12 protein-coding genes and 1 pseudogene are annotated in these 21,321 nt (G+C 64.1%); 8 read left to right on the top strand and 5 right to left on the bottom strand.

Annotated features, from left to right (window positions below; all coding sequences use genetic code 11):
* The 3 genes and pseudogenes from AC1DIM_RS16560 to AC1DIM_RS16550 form a co-directional block, all read left to right on the top strand.
* Window positions 1-363 (top strand): annotated as a pseudogene (locus AC1DIM_RS16560) (amino acid permease); the annotation flags it as partial.
* Window positions 364-418: 55 nt separating this feature from the next.
* Entirely contained in the window at window positions 419-2,173 is a 1,755-nt protein-coding gene (locus AC1DIM_RS16555) for a thiamine pyrophosphate-dependent enzyme (protein ID WP_477711588.1), read from the top strand.
* A 264-nt stretch (window positions 2,174-2,437) separates the two neighbouring features.
* The gene (locus AC1DIM_RS16550) at window positions 2,438-2,701 is read left to right on the top strand and encodes a sortase family protein (protein WP_477711587.1); all 264 of its coding nucleotides are present in this window, start codon (window positions 2,438-2,440) and stop codon (window positions 2,699-2,701) included.
* A gap of 213 nt (window positions 2,702-2,914) precedes the next feature.
* Here AC1DIM_RS16550 and katG read toward each other — a convergent pair whose 3' ends face one another.
* Window positions 2,915-5,209 (bottom strand): catalase/peroxidase HPI, encoded by a 2,295-nt coding sequence (gene katG, locus AC1DIM_RS16545; protein WP_477711586.1) that lies wholly within the window; start codon window positions 5,207-5,209, stop codon window positions 2,915-2,917.
* 211 nt (window positions 5,210-5,420) lie between these two features.
* On the opposite strand from katG, the gene AC1DIM_RS16540 reads away from it, so the two are divergent.
* A complete protein-coding gene (locus AC1DIM_RS16540; protein WP_477711585.1) occupies window positions 5,421-7,169 on the top strand; it encodes an ABC transporter ATP-binding protein in 1,749 nt (582 codons plus the stop codon).
* A complete protein-coding gene (locus AC1DIM_RS16535; protein WP_477711584.1) occupies window positions 7,166-9,184 on the top strand; it encodes an ABC transporter ATP-binding protein in 2,019 nt (672 codons plus the stop codon). The genes AC1DIM_RS16540 and AC1DIM_RS16535 overlap by 4 nt, the downstream gene beginning before the upstream one ends.
* A gap of 16 nt (window positions 9,185-9,200) precedes the next feature.
* Here the strand turns inward: AC1DIM_RS16535 and AC1DIM_RS16530 are convergent, their stop codons facing one another.
* Window positions 9,201-9,350, bottom strand: coding sequence for a hypothetical protein (locus AC1DIM_RS16530; protein ID WP_441873070.1), 150 nt, complete (start codon window positions 9,348-9,350; stop codon window positions 9,201-9,203).
* Window positions 9,351-9,623: 273 nt separating this feature from the next.
* Between AC1DIM_RS16530 and AC1DIM_RS16525 the strand changes: the two genes are divergently transcribed.
* On the top strand, window positions 9,624-11,444 hold the full coding sequence (locus AC1DIM_RS16525) for a glycoside hydrolase family 15 protein (protein WP_477711583.1): 1,821 nt from the start codon (window positions 9,624-9,626) through the stop codon (window positions 11,442-11,444).
* A gap of 232 nt (window positions 11,445-11,676) precedes the next feature.
* Here the strand turns inward: AC1DIM_RS16525 and AC1DIM_RS16520 are convergent, their stop codons facing one another.
* Window positions 11,677-12,078: a hypothetical protein gene (locus AC1DIM_RS16520; RefSeq protein WP_477711582.1), complete on the bottom strand. Its 402-nt coding sequence runs from the start codon at window positions 12,076-12,078 to the stop codon at window positions 11,677-11,679.
* Between the two features lie 763 nt (window positions 12,079-12,841).
* Between AC1DIM_RS16520 and metH the strand changes: the two genes are divergently transcribed.
* The gene (gene metH / locus AC1DIM_RS16515; protein ID WP_477711581.1) at window positions 12,842-16,492 is read left to right on the top strand and encodes a methionine synthase; all 3,651 of its coding nucleotides are present in this window, start codon (window positions 12,842-12,844) and stop codon (window positions 16,490-16,492) included.
* A 278-nt stretch (window positions 16,493-16,770) separates the two neighbouring features.
* Here the strand turns inward: metH and AC1DIM_RS16510 are convergent, their stop codons facing one another.
* Window positions 16,771-19,794 carry an ATP-binding protein gene (locus tag AC1DIM_RS16510; protein ID WP_477711580.1) on the bottom strand — a complete coding sequence of 1,008 codons (3,024 nt, stop codon included), beginning with the start codon at window positions 19,792-19,794 and terminating at the stop codon, window positions 16,771-16,773.
* 857 nt (window positions 19,795-20,651) lie between these two features.
* Between AC1DIM_RS16510 and AC1DIM_RS16505 the strand changes: the two genes are divergently transcribed.
* Window positions 20,652-20,861, top strand: a complete 210-nt coding sequence (locus tag AC1DIM_RS16505) for a hypothetical protein (RefSeq protein WP_477711579.1) — start codon at window positions 20,652-20,654, stop codon at window positions 20,859-20,861.
* A 248-nt stretch (window positions 20,862-21,109) separates the two neighbouring features.
* On the opposite strand, the gene AC1DIM_RS16500 is transcribed toward AC1DIM_RS16505, so the two are convergent.
* Entirely contained in the window at window positions 21,110-21,256 is a 147-nt protein-coding gene (locus AC1DIM_RS16500; RefSeq protein ID WP_477711578.1) for a hypothetical protein, read from the bottom strand.
* Between the last annotated feature and the right edge of the window lie 65 nt (window positions 21,257-21,321).

Here is a 21,321-nt window from a genome sequence, read left to right as displayed (position 1 = left end):
CAGGCCTTCGAGATCGTGCTGAACATCGCCTCCGTGGGCATCGTCATGACCTGGGCAACCATCGTGCTCTGCCAGATCCAGCTCAAGCGATGGGCGGACAAGGGCTGGCTCAATCGCCCGTCCTTCCGAATGTTCGGAGCCCCCTACACGGGCTACCTTTCGCTGCTGTTCCTGGTGGGCGTCCTCATCATGGTCTTCATCGACTCACCCCTCACCATGCTCGTCACCGCCATCGCCTCCGCACTGATGGTGGTCGGCTGGTTCGCCTGCCGTCACCGCATCCGCGAAATCGCCCAAACCCGCGAAGGCTTCACCGGCACGGCGCCCGTGGTCGCCAACCCGCCGGCGGAATCCTTCAGATAAGACCCGCACCATCCGCTACGAACGCCAAACCAGTCCAAACAGCCAAAGAAAGCCCATGACAACGGAAACCCAAGCAAAACTGACCGCATCCCACACCCTGACCGCCGCCGTCGGAAACTCCGATCAAGACTCCCGGCAGGCAAGTCATTCGGAGGTGCCGAATGCCGATACCCACCCGGCACTGAAATCAGCCGGGCACGTGATTGTTGATTCACTGGTGGCCCATGGTGTGGAGCGCACGTACGTGGTTCCCGGCGAGAGTTTCCTCGATGTGCTGGACGGCCTGCACAACTCGGACATTGAAACGATCGTCTGCCGGCACGAGGGTGGCGCCGCCTACATGGCCGAGGCCGACGGCAAGATGCACCAGCGTCCGGGCATAGCGATGGTGACCCGGGGACCCGGTGCGGCCAACGCGCACGTGGGGCTGCACACCGCGTGGCAGGACTCCACCCCCATGCTGCTTTTCGTCGGCCTGATCCCCTTTGCGCACCGGGACCGCGAGGCGTTCCAGGAGTTCGACATCAAGGCCTGGTTCGGTACGGGGGCGAAGCGCGTGATGGTCCTTGACCACGCGGAGCGGGCGTCCGAGATCGTGGCCGAGGCGATGTTTGCGGCCATGAGCGGGAGGCCGGGCCCGGTGGTGGTGGGCCTCCCGGAGGACATTATCCGGCAGCAGATTGAACCGGCGCTGCACCCCGCCATTCCGGTGGCGGCAGGCGGCATGAGCGCGTCCGACGCCGCCGCCCTGGAGGCAGCGCTGGCAGAATCCACCAAGCCGCTCTTTGTCACCGGCGGAAACGACTGGACGCAGGAAGCAGCTGACCAGCTGACCGAATGGCTGGAACGGCACCATATCCCGGCTGCCGCTGAATGGCGGACGCAGGGAACGGTCTCCTTCGATTCCCCGTCCTACGTGGGCCCTATTGGCTACGGACGCCCCCGCCCCACCTACGACCTGCTGGAGGAAACCGACCTGCTGGTGTTTGTGGGGACAGTGCCGGGGGACGTGATTACGGACGGATTCGTCTGCCGGCAGGACTGGAACAAAAAGAACTTCCTGGTCACAGCCGACCCCTCGCTCCGGGGCCGGTCGGGACCCGTTTCACGGCAGATCCTGGCCAAGCCTGAGGCCTTTGTCCGCGACCTTGCGGGTATCGACCTGCCGGCGAAGGACGACTGGAAAGCATGGACCGGCCGGATGCGGGGCGAGCAGGAGCGGTTCGGCGCGCTGCCCCCGGCGGCGCCGGCAGCGGGGCAGGCGAAGATGGACACGTTGATGGCGAACCTGGTGCCACGGCTGCCTGAGGACTCACTGGTGACGTTCGGCGCGGGCGAGCACACCAACTGGGCCCACCGCTACTTCCCCACCCGCCGCTACGCCTCCATGATCAGTGCCCGCAACGGGTCCATGGGTTACTCCGTCCCCTCGGCCATCGCGGCATCGCTGGCCGAACCCCGGCGCCGCGTGGTCACCATCGCCGGGGACGGGGAGTTCCTCATGAACGGCCAGGAGCTGGCCACCGCGGCCCATTACGGGGCCACGCCGCTGGTGATCGTCATGGACAACCAGGAATACGGCACCATCCGCACCCACCAGGAGCGGCACTATCCGTCGCGCGTCTCCGGAACCCAGCTGAAGAACCCGGACTTCGGTCTGATGGCCCGCGCCTTCGGCGGATTCGGGATCACTGTCACCGAGGACTGTGACGTTCCGGCCGCCCTGGACGCCGCCCTGGCGGCCATCGACGAGGACGGCGTCTTCGCCCTCATCCATCTCATCGTGGAACAGCGCGTCAAGGCTTACTAAGCCAGTTGCTGAAGAAGCAGGTGGCGCGGCGGAGGCTGGGCTGCGCCAAAGGTTCCAAGACGGTCCTGACGACGTCTCCTGGTGCTGATCCCCAGAAATAGATACGAAAAGTTGATTAATTATTTGGGTGGAGAAGTGGCTCTGGTAAACGGCGAGAACCGCTTGAATCGACCCTGACCTGCCAAGATAGGAATTCAGGCGGCAACGAGCAATAGCCTGCTTCGCAGGCCTGCTAATTCCGGCCAACGCATAGCTTACCCGGCCGTGGCGATGGACCACGCCGTCCTGCCGCTGACGCCAACAGAGGAGGAGAGGAGCCTCGCGGCCACCGTCCCGCCGCCCACGGCGGATGCGTTTTGGCTCAGCCCCTACGGCGTCCGGGCGCAGGGGTCCACGAACACCACCTACATCGTCGGGCACAGCTGGGAAGGCCGCGCTACGCCTTTCACCAACATCAGTTCTCTGGCAAAACCTGGGGACCGGCTGACCGTCACCACGGCCGAAGGGGCCGCTCGACTACACCGTTGACCGGATCACCACGGAGTACAAGGACAGCCTGAAGGACAGCGCGATCTGGGACAAGGTGCCGGGCCGGCTCATCCTCATTAGGTGCTTTACCGAGGACCTGTGGGGCAGGAACATCATCGTCTGGGCCAGCCCGGTGCGTGCCGAGTAGCCGCCGGAACCGCACGACTGCTACTCGGCCCGCACAGCGGGTTCCCCGCCCGGCCCGGACCCGCGTTAGTGCAGGTCGAAGCGGTCCAGCTCCATCACCTTCACCCAGGCGGTCACGAAGTCGCTGACGAACTTCTCCCTGCCGTCTTCGCTTGCGTAGACCTCGGCCAGCGCCCGGAGCTGGGAGTTGGAACCAAAGACCAGGTCCACGGGCGTGGCGGTCCACTTCAGTTCGCCGGTGGTGACATCAGTGATCTCATAGGCGTTCTCCTCCGACTCCGATGCCTTCCACTTGGTACCTGGCGAGAGCAGGTTGACGAAGAAGTCGTTCGTCAGGACCTGGGGCCTGTCGGTGAGGACACCGTGGGTGGAGCCGCCGACGTTGGTGCCGAGGGCACGCATGCCGCCGACCAGCGCTGTCATCTCCGGCGCGGAGAGATCCAGCATGTACGCCTTGTCCAGCAGGAGGGTCTCCGGCTGGAGTTTCTCGCCGGCGCGTACATAGTTGCGGAACCCGTCCGCCCGCGGCTTCAGGTACTGGAAGGACTCGACGTCGGTCTGGTCCTGCGCGGCGTCGGTACGGCCCGGACGGAACGGCACAGTGACGGGGAAGCCGGCATCGCTCGCGGCCTTTTCCACTGCCGCGCAGCCGCCGAGGACAATCAGGTCTGCCAGCGAGACCTTCTTGCCCCCGGTCTGGGCGGAGTTGAACTGCTGCTGCACCGCTTCCAGGGCGTGCACCGCCGTCGAAAGCTGTTCGGTTTCGTTGATCTCCCAGCTGCGCTGGGGCTCCAGCCGGATGCGCGCACCGTTGGCGCCGCCGCGCCTGTCGGTCTTGCGGTAGGTGGACGCGGCGGCCCATGCCGTGCCTGCCAGCTGCGAAACGGACAGGCCCGAGTCCAGCAGTTTTGCCTTGAGCGAGGCGATGTCCTGCTCGTCGATCAGTTCATCGTCCACTGCCGGGATCGGGTCTTGCCACAGCTGGGCCTCCGGGACCCAAGGCCCCAGCATGTGCGGGCCGACTGGGCCCATGTCGCGGTGCAGCAGCTTGTACCAGGCCTTGGCGAACGCGAGCGCGAAGTCGTCCGGGTTCTGAAGGAAGCGCCGCCCGATTTCCTCATAGACGGGGTCGACGCGCAGCGACAGGTCCGTCGTCAGCATCGTGGGGCGGTGCTTCTTGCCGGGATCGTGGGCGTCCGGGATGATCTCGGGAGCGTCCTTGGCCACCCACTGGTGGGCGCCCCCGGGGCTCTTGACCAGTTCCCACTCGTACTCGAACAGGATCTCCAGGAAGCGGTTGCTCCACTGCGTTGGCTTGTCCGTCCAAGTGACCTCAAGGCCCGAAGTGATGGTGTCGCCACCCTTGCCGCTGCCATAGGTGCTGAGCCAGCCAAGGCCCTGCGCTTCGAGATTCGCGGCCTCCGGCTCGGGGCCCACATGCGCATCTGCGGGGCCTGCGCCGTGGGTCTTGCCGAAGGTGTGGCCGCCGGCGATCAGTGCGAAGGTCTCTTCGTCGTTCATTGCCATTCGCTTGAACGTCTCACGGATGAACGCGGCAGCGGCGGCCGGGTCCGGGTTGCCCTTGGGCCCCTCGGGGTTGACGTAGATCAGGCCCATCTCGGTGGAACCGACGTCCTCGGACATCTGGCCTTCGCTGACATAGCGTTCGTCGCCGAGCCAGGCGTCCTCGGGACCCCAGAAAATTTGCTCGGGCTCCCACACGTCCTCGCGGCCGAAGGCGAACCCGAAAGTCTTAAAACCCATCGACTCGAGGGCCACGTTGCCCGCCAGCACAATCAGGTCGGCCCAGGAAAGCTTTTGGCCGTACTTCTGCTTGACCGGCCACAGCAGCCGCCGGGCCTTGTCCAGGTTGGCGTTGTCCGGCCAGCTGTTGAGCGGTGCGAAGCGCTGGCTGCCGTCGCCCGCGCCGCCGCGGCCGTCGTGGACACGGTAGGTGCCGGCCGCATGCCAGCTCAGGCGGATCATGAGTCCGCCGTAGTGGCCGAAGTCCGCCGGCCACCAGTCCTGCGAGGTGGTCAGGGCATCGGTGATGTCCCGCTTGAGGCCTTCAACGTCGAGCTTCTGGAATTCCTCGCGGTAGCTGAACGAAGGGTCCAGCGGGTTGCTCTCCCGGCTGTGGGCGTGAAGCACGGAAAGGTCCAGCTGGTTGGGCCACCAGTCCTGGTTGGTCCGCGGCCGGTGCCCTTTGGGGGTTGGCGTATCAATCGCGGGGTTTTCACTTTCGCTGCCCTGAGCCGTGGCGCTGCCAGGGGCCACCGGGCAGCCGCCCTCACCCTTGCTGTCCGGGCCTTGGGCACTTCCGGGGGTGGGGACCGGGGGGTGTTCCGGGAGATCGGTCATGAGCTTCCTTCCATGTGGCCGAGGCCGTGGAGCGGACTCGGGCGGCCGGTTCAACCTTTCTATTTGACCACGTACGGGCAGCGCAGGGGAGGCCCCCTACGCCGTCAGAGAACCGGCAGGTTTTCTCCAGGGGGAACCAGCCCACTTCCCAGCCTCCGGACGTAAACTGACCTCCGCACCATAAAATGCGGGACAAAACGTTTGAGGTCTGATGCTCTGGAAACTGCTTGTTGAATACCTGCGGCCGCACCGGCAGCTGCTGATCGCCGTCGTGGTTTTCCAGCTGGCGCAGTCCATCGCGTCCCTGTACCTGCCCACGTTGAACGCGGACATCATCGACGAGGGCGTGGCCAAGGGGGATACCGGCGTCATCCTCAACCTGGGCACCCTGATGCTGGGCATCACGCTGCTGCAGATCGTGTGCTCCATCATTGCCGTGTATTTCGGGGCGAAAGCCGCGATGGGCGTGGGCCGGGACCTCCGCGGCGCGATCTTCCAGAGGGTGGGGGAGTTCTCCGAGCAGGAGGTCACCAAGTTCGGCGCGCCCAGCCTGATTACTCGCTCCACCAACGACGTCCAGCAGGTCCAGCAGTTGGTGCTGATGTCCGCCACCATGCTGGTCACCGCGCCCATGCTGAGCATCGGCGGCGTGATCATGGCCGTCCGGCAGGACGTGCAGCTGTCCTGGCTGATCGCCGTCTCCGTCCCGGTGCTGCTGATCGCCGTCGGCCTCATCATCACCCGGATGGTGCCGCTGTTCCGGAAGATGCAGAAGCGGATCGACACCGTGAACCGCGTCCTCCGCGAGCAGCTCACCGGTATCCGGGTGGTGCGGGCGTTCGTCCGGGAGGACATCGAGACCGCCAGGTTCGCCCAGGCCAACGCGGACGTCACGGACACCGCGCTGCGTGCCGGCCGGCTGATGGCGCTGGCGTTCCCCACCGTGATGCTGGTGCTGAACGTCTCCAGCGTGGCGGTGATCTGGTTCGGCTCGTTCCGGATCGAGGACGGCTCCATGCAGGTGGGCACCCTCATCGCCTTCCTGAGCTACCTGATGCAGATCCTGATGTCCGTCATGATGGCCACGTTTATGGCCGTGATGATCCCGCGTGCGTCGGTTTCCGCTGACCGCATCGGTGAGGTGCTGGGGACGGAGTCGAGCGTCCGGCCGCCGCTGAAGCCCGTCACCTCCGCAGTCTCCAAAGACGGGCACCGGCGCGGGCAGCTGGAAATGCGCGACGTCGGATTCGCCTACCCGGGTGCCGAGCAGCCGGTCCTGTCCGGCATCAGCTTCACCGCCAAGGCGGGGCAGACCACGGCGATCATCGGCAGCACCGGCGCCGGCAAGACCACTCTGGTGAACCTCATGCCCCGGCTGTTCGATGCCACCACCGGCTCGGTGATGATCGACGGCGTGGACGTGCGCGAGCTGCACCCGGACCTGCTCTGGGGGCACATCGGCCTGGTGCCGCAGAAGCCGTACCTGTTCAGCGGGACCGTGCGCAGCAACCTGCAGTACGGCAAACCCGACGCCACGGAGGACGAGCTCTGGGCCGCCCTCACCACCGCGCAGGCGCGGGATTTTGTGGAGGAGATGGAGGGCGGGCTGGACGCAACCATCAGCCAAGGCGGCACCAACGTCTCCGGCGGGCAGCGGCAACGGCTGGCCATCGCCCGGGCGCTGGTCAAACGGCCCGAGCTGTACATCTTCGACGACTCGTTCTCCTCCCTGGACACCGGCACCGACGCCCGGCTGCGCCAGGCCCTCAAGCGCAACACCGCAGGCGCCACTTTGGTGATCATCGCCCAGCGGGTGTCCAGCATCGTGGAGGCGGACCAGATCCTAGTGCTCGACGGCGGCAGGATCGTCGCGCACGGCACGCACCGCAGGCTGCTGGAAACCTCCGAGACGTACCGTGAGATCGTCTCCTCCCAGCTCGCAGCAGAGGAAACGGTATGAGCCCGGAACCCACTCCCGCATCCGGCACCAAAGACGCGCCTGCCTCGAAACCCGGGACTGCCGCCGTCGTACGCATTCCGCGTCCGGCAGGCGGACCGGGACGCGGCGGACCTTTCGGCGGGATGAACATCCCTGCGGAGAAAGCGATGAACTTCTGGCCGTCGGCCAGGCGGCTGGCCGGCACGCTGCGGCCCGAACGGCTGTGGCTGCTGCTGGTGCTGGCGGCGGCGGCGGTCAGCGTGACGCTCTCGGTGATCGGGCCGCGGCTGCTGGGGGAGGGCACCAACCTGATTTTCGCCGGGGTGGTGTCCAAGCAGCTGCCTGCCGGGATGAGCAAGGAGCAGCTGATCGCGCAGCTGCGGGCCGCGGGGGAGAACCAGAAGGCAGACATGCTCACGCCGATGGCGCTGACGCCGGGGCAGGGGATCGACTTCGCGGCGCTGGGCAACGTGCTGACGTGGGCGCTGGTGCTATATGTGCTGGCGTCGGCGCTGATGTGGGTGCAGGCGTATGTGCTGAACGGGGTGGTGCAGCGGACGGTGTTCGGGCTGCGGGAGAGGATCGAGGCGAAGATCAACCGGCTGCCGCTGCGGTACTTCGATTCGATCCAGCGCGGCGAGCTGCTCAGCCGGGTAACGAACGATGTGGACAACGTGTCCCAGAGCCTGCAGCAGTCCATCAGCCAGGCGGTCACGTCGGTGCTGACGGTGGTGGGTGTGCTGGTGATGATGGTGGTCCTCTCGCCCACGCTGGCGCTGATCGCGCTGGTGACCATTCCGCTGACGCTGGGGATCACGGCACTGATCGCCAAGCGCTCGCAGAAGCTGTTTGTGGCGCAGTGGAAGCACACGGGGGAGCTGAACGGGCAGATCGAGGAGACGTACACCGGGCATGCGCTGGTGAAGGTGTTCGGCCGGCAGCGCGAGGTGGAGGAGCGGTTCCGGCAGAAGAATGTGGAGCTGTACGACGCGAGCTTCGGCGCGCAGTTCATTTCCGGGCTGATCATGCCGGCCATGACGTTCATCGGGAACCTGGTGTACGTGGGGATCGCGGTGGTGGGCGGCTTGCAGGTGGCGTCCGGGGCCATGCAGCTGGGCGACGTGCAGGCGTTCATCCAGTACTCGCGGCAGTTCACCATGCCGCTGGCGCAGCTGGGGTCCATGGCCAACCTGCTGCAGTCCGGGGTGGCGTCCGCCGAGCGGGTGTTCTCGTTGCTGGATGAGGACGAGGAGTCAGTGGAGCCTGCTGGTTCGTCCGGGCCGGTGTTTGGGCGGGGGCGGCTGGTGTTTGAGGATGTTTCGTTCTCGTATTCGCCGGACAAGCCGCTGATCTCTTCGTTGTCTTTGGTGGCGGAGCCGGGGCAGACGGTGGCCATTGTGGGGCCGACCGGTGCGGGGAAGACCACGCTGGTGAACCTGATGATGCGGTTCTACGAGCTGGATGCCGGGCGGATAACGCTCGACGGCGTGGACGTCACCTCGGTGCCGCGGCGCGAGCTGCGCTCGCGGCTGGGTATGGTCCTGCAGGATACGTGGCTGTTCGGCGGGACCATCCGGGACAACATCGCCTACGGGCGGCCTTCGGCTACCGAGGACGAGATCTTGGAGGCGGCGCGGGCGACGTACGTGGACCGGTTCGTGCGGTCCTTGCCGGAGGGGTACGACACCGTTCTTGAGGACGAGGGTTCCAACGTGTCCGCAGGCGAGAAGCAGTTGCTGACGATCGCGCGGGCGTTCCTGGCCCGGCCTTCGGTGCTGATCCTGGACGAGGCGACGTCTTCGGTGGACACCCGGACCGAGGTGTTGGTGCAGAAGGCGATGCGGGCTTTGCGGTCTGACCGGACTTCGTTTGTGATTGCGCACCGCCTGTCCACAATTCGCGACGCCGACCTCATCCTGGTGATGGAGGCCGGCCAGATCGTGGAGCAGGGCACGCACGCTTCGTTGCTGGCCGCGGGCGGGGCTTACGCGCGGCTGTACGAGGCGCAGTTCGCGGCTCCCGTGGCGGAGGTTTAGTTGCCTGCGCTGCCGATCAGCGGCGGGTGCTGCGGCGTTCGCCCGGCAGACACGTGAAGAAGGCGGGCTGCTGGACGGGTGCGAGCGGGACGACGAGCCATTGGCCGCCATAAAATTCCACATACGAATCCGAGGGGCACCGTGCGTAGGCTTCTTCTCGTGTCATGTTGATCAGACTTTCTCGCTGGGTCATGCGTCGCTGGGATGGGAACTGCTTTTTCTTCTTTCGCCGGAGGTGGGCTTGTCATCAATCGTCCCGTCATCGGCAGGTAGGCGAAACGCTATTTCTGGATGGTTCGAACCACCCCTTTTGGTAGGTGGTCCGATTGGGCTCGACCATCCCGCATTTCGCAGTTGCCGGATTGCCGGTTCCGGGCCGGTCAGGCTGGACAGAAAACGGGCCTAACCGGGGCGAAAAAATTGTGGTTGAGTGGGGAGCATGGCTTCCCCCATCGAGGACTATGCGTTGCTGTCGGACCTTCAAACCGGGCCTCTTATAGCCCGGGACGGCAGCGTGGACTGGCTGTGTTTCCCGCGCTTCGACTCGCCGTCCGTGTTTAGCCGGATCCTGGGCACCGAGGAGCACGGCCGCTGGCTGTTGGCGCCCAGCGAAGCCGACGCCGTCGTCGTCGACCGCCGCTACATCGACTCCACCTTTGTGCTTCAAACCGTCTGGAAGACCGGCAGCGGATCCGTCCTGGTCACCGATTTCATGCCGCTGGGGGACAGCGGGTCATCCCTTGTCCGCCGTGTCACCGGTGTGGAAGGCAGCGTGGAAATGCGCCAGGAACTTCGGATCCGGCCGGGATATTCAACGGTCCTGCCCTGGATGAGCCGGGTACGCGACCAGGAGCCGACGGCGGCGCCGGTCCTGCTGGCCATGGCCGGTCCGGATGCCGTCGCCCTGAGGGGACCTCATCTTCCCCACGCCCACGCGCACGCGCACGAAGGCGAATTTCACGTGTCGAAGGGTGAGCAGCTGGATTTCGAACTGACGTGGTTCCCCTCGCACCGCCCCTTGCCCGCAGCCACTGACGTTGATGCGGCCCTCGAAGAAGCCACTGACTATTGGAGCCGCTGGGGAAGCCACTGCAGGCAGGACGGCGTCTACGGCGGTGCGGTAAAGCGCTCGTTGCTGGTGCTGCGGGCGCTGACGCATTTTGAAACCGGCGGCATCGTGGCGGCGCCCACCACGTCCCTCCCCGAGGATTTCGGCGGGCCGCGGAACTGGGACTACCGGTACTGCTGGCTTCGCGATGCGGCCCTGACGCTGGAATCGATGCTGACCCACGGCTACGAAACGGAGGCGCTGCAGTGGCGGAACTGGCTGCTCCGTGCCCTCGCCGGCGATCCCGAGCAGATGCAGATCATGTACGGCGTGGGGGGAGAACGGGAACTCCCCGAACGCGAACTGGCGCACCTTCCCGGCTATGAAGACTCCAGGCCTGTGCGGATCGGAAATGCCGCCGTATCGCAGTTCCAGGCCGATGTCGTGGGCGAAGTGATGGTGGCACTGGAACGGCTTCGTATGGCCGGCGGCAAGGAAGACCACTTCTCCTGGGCCCTGCAGAAGGCACTCCTGGGATTTGTCGAGAAACACATCGATGACAAGGACTTCGGCCTGTGGGAGATGCGCGGGACCGCGCAGTACTTCACCCATTCCCGCGTGATGATGTGGGCCGCCTTCAACTGCGGGATCCGGGCCATCCAGATCCACGGACTGCCCGGCGATGCGACCAAGTGGGAGAAACTCCGGGACCGGTTACGGGAAGAGATCATGCGTGAAGGCTTCAACCGGAGCATCAATTCCTTTACGCAGACCTATGGCGCAACGCAGACAGATGCGGCCCTGCTCGTGATGCCCCAGGTCGGATTTCTGCCCTACAACGACAAACACATGCTCGGCACCGTCGCACGGCTGGAACAGGAACTCCTGACTGACGACGGCCTGTTGCTGCGCTACCGGACTGAAACTGGCGTTGACGGACTGGAGCCGGGTGAACATCCGTTCCTCGCATGTTCTTTCTGGCTGGTGGAGCAATATGCGCGTACAGGTCGGCAGGACGACGCAAAGGTCTTGATGGATAGGCTTGTGGGGTTTGCCAACGAGCTGGGTCTGTTGAGCGAGGAGTACGCAACCGACGAGGCCCGGATGGCGGGAAACTTTCCGCAGGCCTTCTCGCACCTGACCCTGGTCAGGGCTGCGGACGCCATGCACGGGGTGGACCGGCTCAGCCTGGCGGTCGACGCTCCCGTTTAGTGGCTCGTCGCCTGAGGTGCTTCATTCTCCATTCGGGCCGGCGATTGGTGCGCCCTTGCTGAGGTCGCGGCACCAACCTCAACGGCGCAATCCTCGCCTCCGCGGTGGCTGGTCCCCGCTATAAGTGCCTGATCAAAACGGAACCGAGTGACTGCGGGACGTCCCGCAGTCACCCGCTCACTGTCGCTGCGTGGAGCAGCTAAAGGCTAATGGCTGGATTGGAGGCCGACAGCTAATCGTTGCACTGGCTTCGGTCTTGTACATTGACTGCACATCTAAAAGTTCGATGAAAATCACTTACGCGACTTTTGTGAGCATCTACTTCAGCTTGGCTTATTTTGATCTCGAATTGTTCCTCTTCGGGACTGTAGCCACTCCCCAGTACAACCTGAGTGAGCCGATTCATTGCGCTGAGTTCGGCTAGACCCCCGTGAGGGAGTACCTGGTAGGTAGCCTCCAAATAGGCGCCTTGCAGCTCCGCAACCTTGGCCTTCAAGGCGTCGTCCGCTGCATCTGTACTGGAACTTAACTCCATCTTTGCATTCCAGAGTTTATTCTCTGCGAGAGAAACATCGCCCAAGACCGGCCCAATTGCCGCCCGCTGCTCAGCATTTAATTCTTTTTTCGCATCCATGCTTTGGATCCAAAACGGAACGCCTAGTGCAAGGAGTGATATCACGATTGCGATCAACGACAGGACAATCGTCGCAACGTCCTTTGGGGGGGTCTGAGCAACAGGGTGCCCAGGTAGAACGGTCATTGCCTCTAAGTCTCGTAGCCTATCCTCGACGGTAGGTGCGACGGTAGGTTGATTGGTCAAGAAGTCCCCCATTTGTTGACATGCGAAAGGGCCCAGGCTTTCTGCACTCTCCCAAACTAGGGGTTCGTGGAACTGGCGCCCAACTCATATTATGCGAAACGCGTTTGTCACTCTTGGAGCTTTACGAAAGGGCGCTACGGAGGCTAGCAGACGGACGCAGTATCATTTGTTAGGCAAACGAAGCTCCGATAGTGCCTTTCCCAATGACTTCTCGGAAGCAGCCGCAATCGGCAGCTTTGCCGTCTGGAAAGATGTCCTTCCGTTCCAGGCGGCGCTCGGCCTGACAAATCTAATGGACGATTGCAACGTATGCGACCTCCGATCCGGCAGGCGGGGACATGCTAGTCAAATTGGTTCGAAGGGATAACCAATACGCGCGAGTGCATGCAGGAAACTCAGAGGCGCGGCCCCCTACTCCGAAGAAGGAGCGCCCAACTGCGCTTCGTCTAACCACCCACTACTCCGAGCGGTTGTCCGTGGCCAGTCGACCAATGTCCTGGGAAGCCCACTACCCCCCCCCGCCGTAGTACACGGACACACAGCGCAACGATCCAGCCCCCCGCCGTAGTCTGTTTGAATGCCTCGTTTCGCGCTAGATATTGAGTCCGTTCCCCGTCCCGTCCGCGCTCAGGAGCTGCTGGACGCGGTGAACCACCGGGTCGTCATTGCCGACGGGGCCATGGGCACCATGCTGCAGGGCCGGGAGCTCTCGCTCGAGGACGACTTCCTGGGGCTGGAGGGCTGCAACGAGATCCTCAACGCCACGCGGCCGGACGTCCTCGCGGACATCCACGACGCGTACTTCGCGACCGGAATCGACGCCGTCGAAACCAACACCTTCGGCGCCAACTGGTCCAACCTCTCCGACTACGGCATCGACGACCGGATCGAAGAGCTCGCCCGGAAGGGTGCGGAAATCGCCCGCGAGCGTGCCGAAGCGGCAGAAAAAACCGACGGCCGGATGCGCTGGGTCCTCGGCTCCATGGGCCCGGGCACCAAGCTCCCCAGCCTCGGCCACACCACCTACGACTACCTCAAGCAGACCTTCGCCCTGCAGGCCGAGGGCCTCATCGACGGCGGAGCGGACGCCTTCCTCATCGAAACCAGCCAGGACCTCCTGCAGACCAAGGCCGCGGTCAACGGCTGCAAGCAGGCCATCGTCACCCGCGGCATCCGGCTCCCCATCTTCGTCGAGGTGACCGTCGAGACCACCGGAACCATGCTCATGGGCTCCGAGATCGGCGCCGCACTCACCGCCCTCGAGCCGCTCGGCGTCGACGCCATCGGCCTGAACTGCGCCACCGGCCCGGACGAGATGAGCGAGCACCTCCGCCACCTCTCCAAGCAGTCCTCCGTGGCCATCGCCTGCATGCCCAACGCCGGCCTGCCCGTCCTGGGCCCCAACGGCGCGCACTACCCGCTTTCACCCACCGAACTCGCCACCGCGCACGAGCAGTTCGTGCGCGAATTCGGCCTCGGCCTGGTGGGCGGCTGTTGCGGTACGACGCCGGAGCACATGGCCGCCGTCGTCGAGCGCCTTGCGCCTCTGCGCACCGTCGCCGCGGTCACCAGCGGCGGGAGGGGCGCCGACGGCAGCCGCCTCCCCACCGAGCGTGAAGCCGGCATCGCGTCCCTCTACCACCACGTGAATTTCGACCAGGAATCCGCGTACCTCGCCATCGGCGAGCGCACCAACGCGAACGGTTCGAAGGCGTTCCGCCAGGCGATGCTGGAGGAGCGCTGGGACGACTGCGTCGACATTGCCCGCGAGCAGGTCCGAGTCGGCGCGCACCTGCTGGACGTCTGCATCGACTATGTGGGGCGCGACGGCGTGGCCGACATCAAGGAGGTCGTCTCACGTTTCGCATCGGCCTCCACCCTCCCGCTCGTCATTGACTCCACAGAACCGCCCGTGCTGCGGGCCGGGCTCGAACTCATCGGCGGCCGACCGGTGGTCAACTCCGTCAACTACGAGGACGGCGACGGCCCGAACAGCCGCTTCGCCCGCATCATGCCGCTCGTGAAGGAACACGGCACCGCCGTGATTGCCCTGACCATCGACGAACAGGGCCAGGCCCGCACTACCGAGGGCAAAGTGGCCATCGCCTCGCGCCTCGTCGACGCCTTGGTGGGCGAATGGGGGATGCGCGTCGAGGACATCATCGTTGACGCCCTGACCTTCCCCATTGCCACGGGCCAGGAGGAAACCCGCCGGGACGGCATCGAAACCATCGAGGCCATCCGCCAAATCACCGCCAAGTACCCCGGCATCAACACCACGCTCGGCGTCTCCAACGTGTCCTTCGGCCTCAACCCGGCGGCGCGCATGGCCCTGAACTCGGTGTTCCTGCACGAGGCCGTCCAGGCGGGCCTGACCAGCGGCATCATCGACGCCGCCAAGATCGTCCCTCTCGCCTCCTTGCCGGAGGAACAGCGCAAGGTGGCCCTGGACCTCGTCTATGACCGCCGCGAATACGACGCCGACGGCAACGTCACCTACGACCCCCTGGCCATCATGCTGGACCTGTTCGCCGGCGTCGACACCGCAGCGCTCAAGGATCAGCGCGCCGCGGAACTCGCGGCCCTGCCCACCGGCGAACGCCTGCAGCGCCGCATCATCGACGGCGAAGGCAAGGGCCTGGAAGCTGACTTGGACCTGGCCCGCAGTGAAGGCATGTCCCCGCTCGGCATCATTAACGACCAGCTCCTCGAAGGCATGAAAGTGGTCGGTGAGCGCTTCGGCGCCGGCGAGATGCAGCTGCCGTTCGTGCTGCAGTCCGCCGAGGTGATGAAGAACGCAGTCGCCTTGCTCGAGCCGCACATGGAGAAATCGGACTCCTCGGGCAAGGGCACCATGGTGATCGCCACCGTCCGCGGCGACGTGCACGACATCGGCAAGAACCTGGTGGACATCATCCTCACCAACAACGGCTACAAAGTGTTCAACATCGGCATCAAGCAGGGCATCGCCGAGATCATGGCCGCCGCCGAGGAACACAACGCCGACGTGATCGGCATGTCCGGCCTGCTGGTGAAATCCACCGTGGTGATGAAGGAAAACCTCGCCGAACTCCAGTCCCGCGGCCTCGCGAAGAAGTGGCCCATCATCCTGGGCGGCGCAGCCCTCACCCGAGCCTACGTGGAGCAGGACCTGGCCGAGCAGTTTGAAGGCACCGTCCGGTACGCCAAGGACGCCTTCGAGGGCCTCGCCCTCATGGAACCGCTGGTGCAGGTTGCCCGCGGCGCCGACCCCGCCGCCGTCGGCCTTCCGCCGCTTAAGAAGCGGATCCACAAAGGGGGCCCAAAGTTCATGGTGACCGAGCCGGAGGCAATGCCCGGCCGGTCCGACGTCGCCGCCGACAACCAGGTGCCTTCGCCGCCGTTCTGGGGCACGCGCATCGTTCGCGGCGTCTCGCTACACGACTACGCTCATTTCCTCGACGAACGCGCCACCTTCATGGGGCAATGGGGCCTCAAGCCCGGCCGCGGCGAGGACGGCGCCTCCTACGAGGAGCTGGTGGAACGCGAGGGCCGGCCGCGCCTGCGGTACTGGCTGGACCGCATCCTCGGCGAGGGAATGCTCGACGCGTCCGTCGCCTACGGCTACTTCCCGGTGGCCGCCGAGGGGGAGCAGGTGGTGGTGCTGCACCACGGGGAAGACCGCGACGGCGTCCTCGGCACCGCGGGACTGCTCGCCCCCGACGGCGGTTCAGGCGGCCCGATCGGCACCGACCGGCTGCGCTTCGACTTCCCGCGCCAGCGCCGGGACCGGCACCTGTGCCTCGCGGACTTCGTCCGCTCGCGCGAATCGGGACAGATCGACGTGCTGCCGGTGCAGCTGGTCACCGCCGGCTCGAAGATCGAGGAAGTGACGTCCAAGCTTTTCGCCGCCAACCAGTACCGCGACTACTACGAACTCAACGGCCTGGTCATGCAGCTCACCGAGGCGCTTGCAGAGTTCTGGCACGCCCGCATCCGTTCCGAGCTGGGCTTCGCGGCCGAGGAGCCCAAGGACAAGGCCGGCCTGTTCAAGCTCGACTACCGCGGTGCACGGTTCTCGCTGGGCTACCCCGCATGCCCGGACATGGAGGACCGCCGCAAGGTCACCGAACTGCTGAAACCCGAGCGGATGGGTGTGGTCCTGAGCGACGAGCTGATGCTGCACCCCGAACAGTCCACCGACGCGTTTGTGTTCCACCACCCGGAGGCGAAGTACTTCAAGGTGTGAGCTGGGGCTGGTTCCTTGGCTCGGGCGGAGCGCGCCTCCCAAGGCGCGGCAGACGAGCATGGGCGCCGCGTGGGGCACCCAGAGAACCAGGAGCGGACCTACGTGCTAAGGCTTCTGCGCCTGGCGGAGGATGTAATGCCGCCAGGTGTGCCGGAAGCGGAGCAGCTGGCTCTGCCTACGTACCAGGCAGGTTCGAGCGATCTAATGTTGGCTATTTGCGTTAACAAGATAAAGCCGTCCCCTCTACTACGATCCTTGAGCTGCGAAAGCCTCCCTGGTTAGGGGAATGGTGGTAAATCCGCCATGTCCAAGTCACAGAGTTCCACGTGGCGGGGCATGCCGAGTTTCGCGTAGACAGCGCGCGCCTCCTGCAGATACGCCGTTGCCCGGGCAGTGGATGCTGTTTCGCCTGTCTGCAGGAACATCTTCCCGTGGAATCTCAGGGTGTGGGCACGCTCCACGACGTGGGGCATGGTTTCGGCATCACGGAGGGCCTCCCGGAAGTACTTTTCCGCGCGGGCCCAGTCACCGGCCGCTGCAGCGGCGATGGCTGCGGCCCGTTTGACCAGGCGGCCACCGCGGAATTCGATGCAGACGACGCCCGTCCGCTGGATGCATTGTTCGATGGCGGGGAGTAATGCGGCGGCCTGATCCAGCTCGCCCAGAACGACTAAACCTTCCACGGCCGTAAGGGCAGCGACCCAGGAGCCGCAGGTGTTGGCCTGGTCCAGGTGTGGCAAAGTGTTGCGGTGCTTTTCAAGCAACTCCATGGCAGCTTGGGAATCGCCCATGTAGGCGAGCAATTCAAACAGGGACKACCATCCCCAGCCGACCATTCCTGTGTCCGCTTCTGTTTCCAGCGCGGCTGAGTAAGCTTCCTTTGCTTCGTCCCATTCCCCGGCGAGGAATTTGGCCAACCCGAGCCACGCCAGGGAATGCTCAGGTGTTGCGAGTCCGACGGCCTTGCAGAATGCGAGGTCCTTCCGGGCGAATTTCTCCAGGGCGACGGGGCTTCCCTGCTGGAAGAATTCGACCATGGCGTTCATGCGGGTGTGCTGCTGCTGGGCGGCGTAGTTCCCTACCCGGACCGCGAGCGGGGCAAGTTCAGCGCCTACCGCGCGGGCCTCCTCCAGGCGACCCAAGCCAACGAGTGTGTAGTTCAAGAAGCCGAGCATGCTCGTCAAGGTCCAGACATCGTCGGAGCCGCGGAGTATCTCCAGCGCCTCATATCCTGCCGAGACTGCTTCCTTGTGCTCAAGGAACGCGGGAAGCTGCATCGCGCGCATGGCCAGGGCATGTCCGCGGAGCTCCGTATCTTCGAGCCGGGAGGCAATGCCGAACTCTTCGTCGAGAGTGTTCATGCTTGCGTCGTACTCACCACTCCAGGCCTGGGCGAAAGACAACGCGCCCAGCAGCCTTCCCCGTTCTGCGCTTTCGTGACCGTCAAGCATCTTCAGTCCGTAAGCAGCCAACTCGAGGGCTTCGGGCATCCGGAAAAACCAAAACATGGTGTACGTTGCCTCGCAGCTCGTGCGGGAAATGGCTCTAAGATCACCCACTTCCGCATAGATGTTCAGGGCTTTACGCAACGAGGCCACCGACTCCGGCCAACGCCCTATCATCCTCAACGCCAAACCGCGCTGGAACCACAATTCCGCCCGGTCAGAAGCGTCGGCAGTATCCACGATCACCATGGCCTGATTCAGATAGCGCAGCCCCTCTTCCGCCGCGGAACTGCTCAGGGCGGCCCGGCCAGCCATGGTGAGATACCGCAGAATATTCTGCCTATCTGAAATCGGACCCGCTTGAACAAGGTGCCGTGCGATCTCATCTGCCCGCTCCTCCAAGTTGTGAGAATACAACTGCTCCAAAGCTGCGGCAGCTGCGGCATGTATTCGACGCACCCGGGCCGGCGATACGCTCTCAATGATTGCCTTACGCACAATGGCATGCACAAACTCATAACGTTCCACAGCGTCGGGAGAAGCGGCTGTGACGTCGTACAAAAGCTGTGCCTGCATTGCTTCCTCCACTCCCTCCAGGAGAGACTGATCGTCTGCTTCAGCGAGTCGTTGCAACACGCCAAGTTCGAATGTCTGACCTAAGACAGCAGCCATCCCTAACAACGTCTGCGTCTCTTGGCTAAGCCGCCGAACGCGCGCCGCAACGATGTCCTTCACTCCATGAGGTACATCTGCTGTACCCGCCGATCTCAGTCCGCTATCTTCCCCGAGGCTTCGGATCAGCTCTCGGGCATACAATGGGTTTCCCCGGGTTTCCGAGTAAATGTCATAGGCCAGGCGTTCGGCGAAGACGTCGACCGGTGACAGGGGCGACCCATCGTCTCTTCCAAAGAGTTGAGCAACCTCGAGCCGATGCAATCCACTCAACTCAATTTGAACCGGCGTTGCCTCCCGGCGCACCTCCCCCAGGAAATCGACTAAGGCGTCTGAAGAATATTTCGGGCGAAGAGTGCAGATAATCATGGTGCGCTTTAGCGACTCCTCCTGCATCAGGTGCCTGAGCAAAAGGAGGGTCGGCTCTGGGGCCCAGTGCAAATCATCAACTACGAACAGCAACGGAGAAGACATCGAGGCCTGACGGAAAACCCGGGTGACGGCCTCGAACAACCGCGAACGGATAAAGTGCGGATCTGCCCGCAATGCGTCAACAGGGACCCTTGGTAAACGAAGGCCGGAATTTGGGACGATTCTGCTTAAGTCTTCAGCCAGCTCACCGAGTTCCGCCGCAAGGCGATCCGGATCACAGGCACGGAGATAGGGTGCGAGGGCCTGTCCGACAGCCTCAAATGGGCCTGCCACGTCTTCATCGCAGCGTCCATGCAGCACCAGTACCTGGTTATCGACTAATAGTTGCCGCGCGAACTCTGCAACCAACCTGCTTTTTCCAATACCTGCGTCGCCCGAGACCAGCACAAGACGCTGGGCGCCTCCCTGTACCGACCTCCACTCGTTGTGCAGTTTTTGAAGCTCCGGACCACGGCCCACGAACTCGTCTGCGTTGGCCATGCGAAGCAGTGACGGGGGAGCCTCAATACGCACTGGATCAGCGGATTGGTGAGCGCGCACAGCAGCCACCAAACCCGAGCGGTCAGGGACTTCGAACTTCGTCAGGAGATTCGAGACATGACTCTCGACCGTGCGCACGCTGATACTTAAGGCCGCAGCGATCTCGCCGTTCGTCAGATGGTCGAGAACGGCCTGAAGTACCTCCCACTCTCTGGAGGTAATGCCCCGATCACGGACCGACCCGGATTTCCGTTCTGTATAGTCTGCCGGCATTGATGGATTCCTCTCTGAACCCGAGTGGGGCAGGTCAACGCCACAATCAACCGGAGGCCCTTGTCCGGTACCAGTCTCGGTGCGCACATCCGGCTCGTTTGAACTTCATCAGTAACGCATCATGCGCGCGCCTGGAGTAAAGCCGCATTGCTCTGCCCCTATGTTTAGAATCTCTCCGCAACTGGCGGATGTCGAGTCCCCGTTGTAGAACCGCAAAGTCCGGAAAGAGCGGCGCCACCGATTCTCACGTCGGTGGCCGCCCGAAGCTAAAGAGACGGGTGTGCACTTCAAAGCGCCACCAATCCGACCTGTCTCTCTCGACAGCCATTACGTTCTGCCCACGGGTCGCCAGTAAAGGTGCCTGCTGGCACTCTAGCGGCTGATCACGGAAAGTTTTCACGGCCGCTCGCAAAGATTCTGGCCCATGGACGACAAGCCCCGGACATCCTTCCGTACTGACTCCCACCCTGTTCCCGTGGAGAAATCCGTGATGGTCACGGATGTGCAGTGCATATGACACATTCCACACTGATAGGGACAGATTGTAGTCCCAGGGTCATGGCCAGCACCCCGCCGGCGGTACCTCCCCAACAGCCCTATTTGGCGAGAAAGGCAGACTGAAATGACACGCGAAGAAGCCTATGCCGATTGCCCCTCAGATTCGTATGTGGAATTCTATGGCGGCCAATGGCTCGTGGTCCCGTTTGCGCCCGTCCAGCAGCCCGCCTTTTTCACGTGTCTGCCCGGGAACGGCCGGGTCAGCCGCCATAACCGCTCCAAATGACCTTCGGCACCCCAACCGGTCACGACCTGCGCACAGACGCCAAAAACAATCCATACCCCTCTCAAGGAGAATAATGCAGTCCACTATTGCGCCCATTGATATTCATGTGACCAGTCGCGAAGCCCTTGATGAACGGCTCGAGACCGCCGTCAAGCACCTGCAGGAAACCGCGATGCTGACCGGCAGGCACGGGATCTTGGTCACGCGCAACCGGGCCGGAAGCTATACAGCTGCACTCTCAGACCAGGTCCCTTTTGGGCTGACGCGCGAATTGGTTCGATAAGGCACCAGGAGAAGTGGACGGAACCGGCGCGGAGGCCCACACCGTGAGGTGGGGTCTCCCGGCGGTGTCCTTAGACCTTGAGTCGAAGCCGGTCCCTGGCCTCGTTGGAGTGGGCCTGCGGACGTGCCCGCCAGCGCTGGAGACCGGTTTTACCCGCCGGAGGGCGGCGAGAATGGCCCGGCCCACCACAGCGATTCCGATGATGGTGGTGACGGCCCGCAGGGTGTCCCACCCCGCCGTCGAGGTCACTAGCGAGCAGAGCAGGAAGCTGCTGAGGTCGGTGCGCCGGGCAGGTAGGAGATGCCGGTTCCGGCGCCCACCGCGAACGGCCAGAACCACAGGTTGGTCAGCAGGCCGAACACGTAGGACGCCACGATGCCGTAGCCGCACAGCATCCACAGCTCGGCTTTGCCCGCAGCCGCCGGAGGAGCAGACCGGCCCAGGGTCCCTGATTAAGGAA

This window comes from Pseudarthrobacter sp. 01T43 (assembly GCF_056398665.1).
The sequence above is the reverse complement of the archived record's forward strand: the minus strand, read 5'-3'. Positions and strand labels throughout refer to the sequence as shown.

Bases quoted from the DNA above. Each gene is read 5' to 3' on its own strand.
- AC1DIM_RS16540 (WP_477711585.1), top strand. From the start codon at position 5,421: ATGCTCTGGAAACTGCTTGTTGAATACCTGCGGCCGCACCGGCAGCTG.
- katG (WP_477711586.1), bottom strand. From the start codon at position 5,209: ATGACCGATCTCCCGGAACACCCCCCGGTCCCCACCCCCGGAAGTGCC.
- AC1DIM_RS16525 (WP_477711583.1), top strand. From the start codon at position 9,624: ATGGCTTCCCCCATCGAGGACTATGCGTTGCTGTCGGACCTTCAAACC.
- AC1DIM_RS16530 (WP_441873070.1), bottom strand. From the start codon at position 9,350: ATGACACGAGAAGAAGCCTACGCACGGTGCCCCTCGGATTCGTATGTG.
- AC1DIM_RS16555 (WP_477711588.1), top strand. From the start codon at position 419: ATGACAACGGAAACCCAAGCAAAACTGACCGCATCCCACACCCTGACC.
- AC1DIM_RS16500 (WP_477711578.1), bottom strand. From the start codon at position 21,256: ATGCTGTGCGGCTACGGCATCGTGGCGTCCTACGTGTTCGGCCTGCTG.
- AC1DIM_RS16520 (WP_477711582.1), bottom strand. From the start codon at position 12,078: ATGGATGCGAAAAAAGAATTAAATGCTGAGCAGCGGGCGGCAATTGGG.
- metH (WP_477711581.1), top strand. From the start codon at position 12,842: ATGCCTCGTTTCGCGCTAGATATTGAGTCCGTTCCCCGTCCCGTCCGC.
- AC1DIM_RS16535 (WP_477711584.1), top strand. From the start codon at position 7,166: ATGAGCCCGGAACCCACTCCCGCATCCGGCACCAAAGACGCGCCTGCC.
- AC1DIM_RS16505 (WP_477711579.1), top strand. From the start codon at position 20,652: ATGCAGTCCACTATTGCGCCCATTGATATTCATGTGACCAGTCGCGAA.